The organism is Novosphingobium sp. ERN07 (assembly GCF_012641335.1).
In the GTDB taxonomy this organism is placed as follows: Bacteria; Pseudomonadota; Alphaproteobacteria; order Sphingomonadales; family Sphingomonadaceae; genus Novosphingobium.
The window spans coordinates 604,660-613,920 of the sequence record NZ_JABAID010000001.1 but is presented as its reverse complement, the minus strand read 5'-3'; the positions used below and the strand labels follow the sequence as shown (position 1 = coordinate 613,920).

The 9,261-nt window shown below is 61.1% G+C and carries 12 protein-coding genes; 8 read left to right on the top strand and 4 right to left on the bottom strand.

All coding sequences use genetic code 11. The annotated features are described in order from the left end of the window. Positions 1-33 precede the first annotated feature (33 nt). Positions 34-1,329, top strand: coding sequence for a GGDEF domain-containing protein (locus HGI47_RS03045; protein WP_168851259.1), 1,296 nt, complete (start codon positions 34-36; stop codon positions 1,327-1,329). Here HGI47_RS03045 and pyk read toward each other — a convergent pair. Continuing rightward, on the bottom strand, positions 1,320-2,759 hold the full coding sequence (pyk, locus tag HGI47_RS03040; protein WP_168851363.1) for a pyruvate kinase: 1,440 nt from the start codon (positions 2,757-2,759) through the stop codon (positions 1,320-1,322). The two genes, HGI47_RS03045 and pyk, sit on opposite strands and share 10 nt — an antisense overlap. Positions 2,760-2,876: 117 nt before the next feature. Between pyk and HGI47_RS03035 the strand changes: the two genes are divergently transcribed. The 4 genes from HGI47_RS03035 (at position 2,877) to HGI47_RS03020 (ending at position 4,835) form a co-directional block, all read left to right on the top strand. Further along, positions 2,877-3,203 carry a DUF1244 domain-containing protein gene (locus HGI47_RS03035; protein WP_370521606.1) on the top strand — a complete coding sequence of 109 codons (327 nt, stop codon included), beginning with the start codon at positions 2,877-2,879 and terminating at the stop codon, positions 3,201-3,203. A 106-nt stretch (positions 3,204-3,309) separates the two neighbouring features. Further along, the gene (locus tag HGI47_RS03030) at positions 3,310-3,546 is read left to right on the top strand and encodes a DUF2312 domain-containing protein (RefSeq protein WP_168851257.1); all 237 of its coding nucleotides are present in this window, start codon (positions 3,310-3,312) and stop codon (positions 3,544-3,546) included. Between the two features lie 75 nt (positions 3,547-3,621). Further along, the gene (locus HGI47_RS03025) at positions 3,622-4,482 is read left to right on the top strand and encodes an SDR family oxidoreductase (RefSeq protein WP_168851256.1); all 861 of its coding nucleotides are present in this window, start codon (positions 3,622-3,624) and stop codon (positions 4,480-4,482) included. Between the two features lie 35 nt (positions 4,483-4,517). After that, a complete protein-coding gene (locus HGI47_RS03020; protein WP_168851255.1) occupies positions 4,518-4,835 on the top strand; it encodes a YbjQ family protein in 318 nt (105 codons plus the stop codon). Positions 4,836-4,841: 6 nt separating this feature from the next. Here HGI47_RS03020 and HGI47_RS03015 read toward each other — a convergent pair whose 3' ends face one another. Next, complete coding sequence (locus HGI47_RS03015; RefSeq protein WP_168851254.1) at positions 4,842-5,531, bottom strand: type II CAAX prenyl endopeptidase Rce1 family protein; 690 nt, start codon at positions 5,529-5,531, stop codon at positions 4,842-4,844. A gap of 105 nt (positions 5,532-5,636) precedes the next feature. On the opposite strand from HGI47_RS03015, the gene HGI47_RS03010 reads away from it, so the two are divergent. Both HGI47_RS03010 and ruvC read left to right on the top strand, forming a co-directional pair. Next, a complete protein-coding gene (locus HGI47_RS03010; protein ID WP_168851253.1) occupies positions 5,637-6,401 on the top strand; it encodes a YebC/PmpR family DNA-binding transcriptional regulator in 765 nt (254 codons plus the stop codon). Between the two features lie 34 nt (positions 6,402-6,435). Beyond that, entirely contained in the window at positions 6,436-6,912 is a 477-nt protein-coding gene (gene ruvC / locus HGI47_RS03005; protein ID WP_168851252.1) for a crossover junction endodeoxyribonuclease RuvC, read from the top strand. A gap of 86 nt (positions 6,913-6,998) precedes the next feature. Here the strand turns inward: ruvC and HGI47_RS22540 are convergent, their stop codons facing one another. After that, positions 6,999-7,073, bottom strand: coding sequence for a hypothetical protein (locus HGI47_RS22540; RefSeq protein WP_240949965.1), 75 nt, complete (start codon positions 7,071-7,073; stop codon positions 6,999-7,001). On the opposite strand from HGI47_RS22540, the gene HGI47_RS22535 reads away from it, so the two are divergent. After that, entirely contained in the window at positions 7,066-7,716 is a 651-nt protein-coding gene (locus HGI47_RS22535; RefSeq protein WP_240949927.1) for a hypothetical protein, read from the top strand. The genes HGI47_RS22540 and HGI47_RS22535 overlap by 8 nt on opposite strands. Before the next feature lie 515 nt (positions 7,717-8,231). Here the strand turns inward: HGI47_RS22535 and ruvB are convergent. Next, entirely contained in the window at positions 8,232-9,260 is a 1,029-nt protein-coding gene (gene ruvB / locus HGI47_RS02995) for a Holliday junction branch migration DNA helicase RuvB (protein WP_168851250.1), read from the bottom strand. Between the last annotated feature and the right edge of the window lies 1 nt (position 9,261).

Genomic DNA, 9,261 nt, shown 5'->3' with positions numbered 1-9,261 from the left:
AACAATCACGGCATCCCGGGAGAACGAATCGCAATGGCAGACGTGCCACAACCTGAACAAAAACGGCTGCGTGCCGACGATGCCATGCTTGATCGCACCCACATCGGCGCGATGATCGGCCAGGCTGTCGTGCTGATCGCGGTCATGTTGATGCTGTTCTTCGACGAAAAGCATCACGATCAGCTTGCCGCCGTTGCCGCGCTGGGTCTGACCTGCGTGTTCGTCCTGCAGATGGTGCTGCGCCGCATCGCGATGTCGATCCGCGCGCGCCAGCAGCAGCAGTTTCGCGAAACCCGCGATTCACGTGAGCAGATTCAGGAACTGTTCGCGATGACCGACATGCTTCAGGCCGCAGAGACTTACGACGACGCCAGCGCCGTGCTGATGGCCACCGCTCGGCGTCTGCTGCCGGGCTATGGCGCAGCCCTGTTCGTTTTCAACAATTCCCGCGATCGGCTTGATCTGGCCCGCGCATGGGACATGCCGGAAGATTATGTCGCGCCCGAAGTGCTTTCACCATCCAATTGCTGGACGCTGAAGCGCGGCAAACCGCATATCAATGCACCGGGCGATGCCACGCTCTGCTGCGCGCACCACGCATCGCAAGTTGCGAGCGTGGAACTGCCGATGATGGCTTGCGGCCAGGTCCACGGCCTGCTGATCATCACCCACCCTCAAACAGAAGGCGCATTCGGCCGGCTTATGGACATTCGGCGTCTGGGCCGGGCGCTGGCAGATTCGATGTCACTGGCGCTTTCGAACATCGCCTTGCGAGAAAAGCTGCGCACGCAATCTCTGCGCGACCCACTCACCGGGTTGTATAACCGCCGCTATATGGAAGACGCGCTGGAGCGTTTCGTCTCGCTCGGCTCGCGCACCGGTGGCAGCACGGCCGTTGTCATGCTGGACCTCGACAACTTCAAGAAGCTGAACGACGAACACGGCCATGCTAAGGGCGATGCCGTGCTGCGCGATGTCGCCGCGCAGATCGTAGGCGCGCTGCGCCCGACCGATGTGGTTTGCCGCTATGGCGGCGAAGAACTTGTGGCCATCCTTCCAGACTGCTCTCTGGAAGATGCGATGGAAAAGGCCGAAGCCCTTCGTGATCGCATCGAATCGCTGAGCGGCAGCCATGAATGTGCGATCAGCGCGTCACTGGGCATCGCCACTGTCCCCGAAACGGCAACATCGGCAACCGACGTTCTGCCGATTGCCGATGCTGCACTTTATGCCGCCAAGAAAGCTGGCAAGAACCGGATCGTCGCTTCGGAAAAACGCGCTGGACGCGATGCGCCAAGGCTGACGACGATAAAGTCCCGTCAGCTATAGCGGTCCAGTTCGTTACCGGTCAGCGTCACGACATGAAGCAGGTTGGTTGCCCCCGGCGTACCGAACGGTACGCCTGCCAGCGCGACCAGTTTGGCCCCTGCCGCCCCAAAACCATGACGCAGCGCCATGCGCTTGCCCTTGGCAATCATTTCCTCGAAACTGCCGATGTCCTTGGTGCTGACCGCGTGCGTGCCCCACAGCAGGCCAACCTTGCGCGCGGTCTTCTGTGAAGGCGTAAGCACCAGCATCGGCACAGCAGGCCGTTCACGCGCAACGCGCCGCGCGGTTGATCCCGATCCGGTGAACACGATGATCCCGGCAATAGGCAACGTTTCGGCAATGCTCGCCGCGGCCTGTGCCAGCGCGTCTGCCGTAGTGGGATCGGGCAGCGTTTCTATGAAGTGAACGCGCGCGTGATAGCCGGGATCGGCCTCAACTTGCGCGGCGATGCGGTGCATGATTGTCACCGCCTCTTCCGGCCACGCCCCAGCCGCTGTTTCTGCCGAAAGCATCACCGCGTCTGCCCCGTCATAGACGGCATTGGCCACGTCGGAAACTTCAGCACGGGTCGGCGTAGGCGCCTCGATCATGGATTCGAGCATCTGCGTTGCCACAACCACAGGCTTGCCCTGACGACGGGCGCTTTCAACGATGCGCTTCTGCAGCGGCGGCACTTCTTCAGGGTTCAGTTCGACGCCCAGATCGCCGCGGGCCACCATGATGCCATCGGAAAGTTCGACGATCTCTTCCAGTCGCGAAATCGCCGCCGGCTTCTCGATCTTGGCCATCAGTGAACCGTAACCACCCATCAGCCGCCGCGCTTCTGCCACATCTTCGGGCCGCTGCACGAACGAAAGCGCGATCCAGTCTGCGCCGTTTTCCACCGCGAACGAAAGGTCGCGCCGGTCCTTGTCGGTCAGCGCGGGCACCGGCACCACGGCATCGGGCACGTTCACGCCCTTGCGATCCGAAATGACGCCCCCGACTTCGGCAGAACACAGGATTTCGTCCTGATCGGCACGGATCACCCGCAGCCGCAGCTTGCCATCGTCAATCAGCAGGCGTTGGCCTTTTTGCAGGATGCCGAACAGTTCGGGGTGCGGCAGGCAAACGCGCGTTTCGTCACCCGGCTCAGGGTTGCGATCCAGAGTGAAGTGTCCAGAATGACGGATCACCGTGCGCCCATCCTTGAACGTGCCGACGCGCAGCTTCGGTCCCTGCAAATCGCACAGCACCGTGATCGGACGGTTCACCTTCTTTTCCAGCGCGCGAATATTCGCGATGGTTTCGGCATGGGTGGCATGGTCGCCGTGGCTCATGTTCACGCGGAAAGCATCGGCCCCGGCGCGATAGAGCTTTTCCAGCATTTCGGGATCGCGGCTTGCCGGGCCGACGGTCGCAAGGATCTTTACCTTGCGGCCCAACACCATGCTGGAGCGAGGATCAAGCTTGGCCACGGCGCTGGTACTCCTGTATGAAAATCGCCCGACGTGTTTATCTAAGGCGCGCTATGGCCCATGCCATTTCAAAACCCAAGGACGATTACAGTGGATACGAATGCAACTCCGACGCCGGTCAAGATTGACGCAATTCCCGACGACATTGCCGCTGTTGCCTTCCGCCGACTGGTGAAGCACCTGCAAAAGCGCCACGACGCCGAAAACATCGACCTGATGGGCCTGGCCGGATTTTGCCGCAATTGCCTTTCCGACTGGATTCGCGATGCGGGCTTCGAAGGCGACAAGGCCGCCGCGCGCGAAGTGATCCACGGGATGCCTTTCGACGAATGGAAAGCCGCCTACCAGACCGAAGCGACGCAGGAACAGATGGCGCGCATGGAAGAAAGCCTGAAGAGAAACGGCGGCTCCCACTGATTCGGCCGTTCTGGTCACAGATTTCCACAGCCCCGCTTTGCCCGAATCCCAAGGCGCGTCTATCAGCCCAGCCAACCGATTCACCAGTTACCCGGAGACTTCCCCGATGGCCGATTCCGCCGACGACCGCCTGCGCCTTCTGATCGAACGCATCGAACGCCTCGAAGAAGAAAAAAAGGGCATCGGTGACGATATCAAGGACGTCTACAGCGAAGCGAAGTCGACCGGCTATGATGCAAAGATCATGCGTCAGATCGTTCGCCTGCGTAAGATGAAGCCTGATGATCGGCGCGAGATGGAAGCCGTGCTGGAAACCTACAAGAACGCTCTCGGCATCGACTGATCCCGTTTTCCGGGCAGGTCGGAACCGCTAACCTGCCCGGCCATTGCTATCCTGTAATTTCAACAGGATAGCGCCATGAACCAGACCGCCACAGTCCGCCCGCCAATCCATGAGGATGGCCTTCCCGGCAGCGAAGCTGCGCTCAACCCCAAGCCCGAATGGCAACCACGATACCCCGGCTCGGGCAGACTCAAAGGCAAGGTCGCCATTATTACAGGTGCTGATAGCGGTATAGGTCGTGCCATTGCCGTGCTGTTTGCGCGTGAAGGCGCCAAAGTCGCCATCGCCTATCTCAGCGAAGAAGAAGACGCGCACAAGACGGGCGATCTTTGCCAAGCCGAAGGTGCCGAGACATTACTTTTCGCAGGCGATCTCGGCGATCCCGAAGTGACGCATGCGCTGGTCGATCTGGTCATTGGCGAATGGGGTCAGCTTGATATACTCGTGAACAATGCCGGTGAACAGCACCCCGACAAAGACATTCGCGATATCACGACAGCCCAACTCCAGCGCACCTTCCAGACGAACATCTTTTCGATGTTCTACATGGTTCAGGCTGCTCGACCGCATTTGAAATCGGGCGCAACCATCGTCAATTGCACTTCGATCACAATGTATCAGGGGTCGAAGGAATTGCTGGATTATTCCAGCACCAAAGGTGCGATTACCGCGTTCACCCGGTCGCTATCGGAGAACCTCGTCGGGGATGGCATCCGCGTCAACGCGGTCGCACCCGGACCGATCTGGACGCCGCTCAACCCCAGTGGTGGCGCAAGCCCGGAAAAGCTCGAACATTTCGGGGAAAGCACGCCGATGGGCCGTGCTGGCCAGCCCAATGAGGTTGCGTCATGCTTCCTCTTTCTTGCATGCGAGGATTCGTCTTATATGTCTGGGCAGGTTCTGCACCCCAATGGCGGCACGGTGGTGGGAAGCTGACTTTACCCGACAGGCCAACCTGCTAGGTTGCAGCGATGCTCATCACCACCACCAGTATCGTCGAAGGCCGTCCGGTCCAGCGCCATCTCGGCATCGTTACGGGCGAGGTGATCCTCGGCGCAAACATCGTGCGCGATATCTTTGCCTCGATCACCGATATCTTCGGTGGCCGTTCGGGCAAATATGAAGAAGTTCTCGCACGTGGGCGCGATCAGGCGCTGCGCGAACTGGAAGACAAAGCCCGCGCACTTGGCGCCAACGCAGTGATTGGCGTCGATATCGATTATGAAACCATCGGTGCGCGCGGATCGATGCTGATGGTCAGCGTCACGGGCACGGCTGTGGTGGTTTGAGCCGCTTCAGGACGTCGCCAGCGCCATCGTCAGCATGATCGCATTCGATACGATGTGGTTGAGGATGGCGGCAAACAAGCCCAGCCGCACGCGCATATGCGCCAGCATCAGCCCGGTCCAGAACTGCGGCAGCACCATCGGCAGCACAACAAGCGTCACTTGCGGATAGTTGAACACGTGCATCAACGCGAAGATGATGGTGCCGCCATAGAACAGCCACGGGAACGCGCGTTCGAACCAGCCGGGCACCGTCCTGTCACCCCGCGTGCGCCACCAGGCCACGCCCGCTGCGATCAGCGTCAACAGCACGATAGCGACCGCTGCCAACGCATTGCCACGGCCCAGCGCCGCGAATAGCACCAGCCCCGCAATCAGCACGCCCATCAACCAGAGTGCGGCGGGCCGTCCGCTCATCCAGCCCCGAAAAAACAGCTCTTCCAACACAGGCGCCAGCAACACCGCACCGCCCCACAGCGCCAGCGGACTCATTCCATCGAAAGCGTTGGGCGATGGCAGATTGAACGCCTTCTGCCACAGCAGTATCAGGGGCATCACCAACACGCCCAGCACCGCAATCTGTAGCGCTGCCAGCACCAGCCAGCGCGCGATGGCCCCATCGGTGTTCAGGCCGTCAGCCTGCATCGGACGCGGATTGCGGAGAAAAGCGACGAGATCGTTCAGCGTAGAGCGCAGCATCCGCGCTTCATGCCGCCAAAATCGGCATCGCGCCACATAGATTGCCCGAACGGCTTGTGTCGGCTAGGGGCACTGACAGACTCATACCCCGCAAGAAGACGGATCATGGCAGGCCATTCCAAATTCAAGAACATCATGCACCGCAAGGGCGCGCAGGACAAAAAGCGCTCTGCACAGTTCTCCAAGCTCAGCCGCGAAATCACCGTGGCGGCCAAGATGGGAATGCCCGATCCTGACATGAACCCGCGCCTGCGCGCGGCGGTCAACGCGGCCAAGGCCCAGTCCATGCCCAAGGACAACATCGCCCGCGCGATCGACAAGGCATCGAAGGGCGACGGCGAAAACTACGAAGAAGTGCGCTACGAAGGCTATGGCCCCGGCGGCGTGGCCGTCATCGTCGAAGCGCTGACCGACAACCGCAACCGCACCGCCACCAACGTGCGCACTGCCTTTTCGAAGAACGGCGGCAACCTTGGGGCATCGGGCGCGGTCAGCCACGGCTTCGAACGTCTTGGCCTGATCGAGTATCCCGGCAAGGTGGGCGACGAGGAAAAGGTTCTCGAAGCCGCAATCGAAGCAGGGGCGGATGATGTCGAATCCGACATGGGCGATGGCGACGAAAACCCCGGCAGCCACCAGATCTGGGTCGCGGTGGAAAACCTGCACGAGGTTGCCCGCGAACTTGAAAAGGTTCTTGGCGAAGCCGAAGGCGTAAAGCTGGCGTGGCGCCCCAACATGAAGACCGAGGTATCGGCTGACGACGCAGCAACGTTGCTGAAGCTGATCGACGTGCTGGACGATGACGATGACGTCCAGACCGTCTGGGGGAACTACGAAATCCCGGACGAAGTGATGGAGAAGCTGGGTTGATCTTTGCAGTCCTCCCTAAAGGGGGGGATCGCAAATGATCATTCTCGGCATCGACCCTGGCCTGACCTGCACAGGCTGGGGCGTCATATCCAAGTCTGGCAGCAGGCTCAGCCATGTGGCCAATGGCCAGATTCGCACCGATGCCAAGACATCAATGGCCGAACGCCTCGTCGAACTCGATTCAGCGCTTGCGGCGGTGATCGATATCTACAAACCCGATAGCGGTGCGGTTGAAGAGGTGTTCGTCAACGTAAACCCGCAGTCCACACTCAAGCTGGGACAAGCGCGCGGCGTGGCGATGGTTGCGGTTGCGCGCACAGGTATCCCTGTGGCCGAATACCCGACAAAGGTGATCAAGAAAGCGCTGGTCGGCACCGGCGGGGCAGAAAAGCAGCAGATCCAGCACATGCTGAAAATTCTTCTGCCCGGCGTTCAGCTTGCAGGGGAAGACGCATCAGATGCGCTGGCCGTGGCGATCACCCACGCCAATATGCTGGGCAGCCACCGCTGACGGACATTCTCAGAATGTAAAAAAGGGCGGCTCCCCCCGGATGCCGCCCTTCCCGTTCACCCGCCGCAGCAGGCGATAACATCCAATCAGGCTTGCTTAACTTTGCCGAACCGGCGGCGTGCCACCAGCCCTGCTGCGGCCGCGCCAAAGAGAATGATCATCGATGGTTCGGGCACTTCGGTGCCGCTGCTGGTCGACGAGGTCGAGGTCGATCCGTTCGAGCTTGAAGACGTCGACGACGAGGTGGAGGATGAGGTCGAGCTGCTGGTGCTGCTCGAAGTGGAGCTTGAGGTCGACGAAGAGGTCGAAGACGATGTCGACGAACTGGACGTGACGTTGCCGGACGACGTCGAAGTCGACGAACTGCTGGTCACATTTCCTGACGAGGTGCTCACGTTTCCACTTGAGGTCGAAACGTTCCCGCTCGACGACGACACATTGCCCGAAGACGTGCTGACGTTGCCCGACGATGTCGAAGAAGAGGTGGAAACACCGCCGGTCGAAGTAGACACACCGCCAGTCGACGTCGAGGTCGATACACCGCCGGTTGAAGTGGACACGCCACCAGTGGTTGACGAGGTCGAGCCGCCCGAACTCGACGTTGAACCGCCTGACGTGGACGTCGAACCTGTGCTGGTGGAGGAGATCACCACGCTACCACCGCCACTGCTACCACCACCGCCGCCAAAGAAGCCGCCGAAGAAACCGCCGCCGAAGCCGCCAAGGCCGCCACCGCCGATCACCACGGGCACGCCGCCACCGCCGCCACCCGCCATCTGCTGCGGAGGCATCGGCGGCATGTAGGGCACGGGCACCATCGCCATCTGCTGGGCTGGTTCGCACGTCCGCGTGGTCGTCGTTGTAACAACCCGGCGCGCACGATGCACCTCACGCGGCGCGGCGCGGCGAGCTACAACCCGCTTTACAGGCTTCGCCTTTTTGACCTTGACCGGCTTTACGTGATGGATTTCCCCAGTCGAGGGGGCCTCCGATACGTGAACAGCGCCGCCGCCGAGCATAGCCCCGCCCGCTGCTGCTGCTGCCAGTTTTGCCAATGCCATCCGAACCGACATGATCGTTGCCTTCGTTTTCCCTGGGAAAGCCGACTAGCAGAAGCGGGTTAACGCCATACTTTGCTTTCCTGACAGATCGATCAACGCAGATGGCACCCCCAAGGGCAATGCCGTTAACCCCTTTACTGGGCGTGAATCTGCCCGAAAATGGGACCGCGGCGCACTGCCGGTTAACTCTGTGCCAGTTTGGGACCGAATGAGGCCTGAGTCTTTCAAATCCGACGCGGAACAAACGGCAGCATCCGCTCAGTCGCCCGAATCGAACAGGCCCGGCATTTGGCCCGTTGGCGGCGTAAGCCCCAGATGCTGCCAGCCGCGATCGTTCAGACAGCGCCCCCGCGCAGTGCGGGCGATCAGGCCCAACTGGATCAGGTAAGGTTCGATCACTTCCTCAATCGTGTCGCGCGGTTCGGAAAGGCCAGCCGCCAGCGTTTCCACGCCCACCGGCCCACCTTTATAGATATCCGCGATCATCATCAGATAGCGCCGGTCCTGAAGGTCCAGTCCGATCTTGTCGACCTCAAGCCGGGTCAGCGCGTTATCGGCGATACTGGCGGTGATCTTCTCCGCACCCGCCACTTGCGCAAAATCCCGCACACGGCGCAGCAGTCGGCCTGCCACGCGAGGCGTGCCCCGCGAACGGCGCGCGATCTCGGTCGCACCGCCCTTGTCGATGCCGATGCCCAACAACGAAGCACCGCGCGCCACCACGCGCTCCAGTTCATCTACCGAATAGAACTGCAACCGTACCGGAATGCCAAAGCGGTCGCGCAACGGCGTTTGCAGCAGGCCCTGCCGCGTCGTCGCCCCGATCAGCGTGAAAGGCGGCAGATCGATCCGTACCGAACGCGCCGACGGCCCTTCCCCGATCATCAGATCAAGCGCGCGGTCCTCCATCGCCGGATAGAGCACTTCCTCGACCACGGGATTGAGCCGATGAATCTCGTCAATGAACAGCACATCGCCATGTTCGAGATTGGTCAGCAGCGCCGCCAGATCCCCCGCCTTGGCGATGACCGGCCCGGATGTGGAGCGGAAGTTGACGCCCAGTTCGCGCGCGATGATCTGCGCCAGCGTGGTCTTGCCCAGCCCCGGCGGCCCGAAGAACAGCACATGATCCATCGCCTCGCGCCGCATCCGGGCGCTTTCGATGAACACCTGCAAATTGTCTTTCGCCGCCGCCTGCCCGACGAATTCCGCCAGCGTCTTGGGCCGAAGCGCGGCGTCCTGATCATCGACCATGCGTTCTGGCGTGAGGAGAGGGTTGTCGGTCATC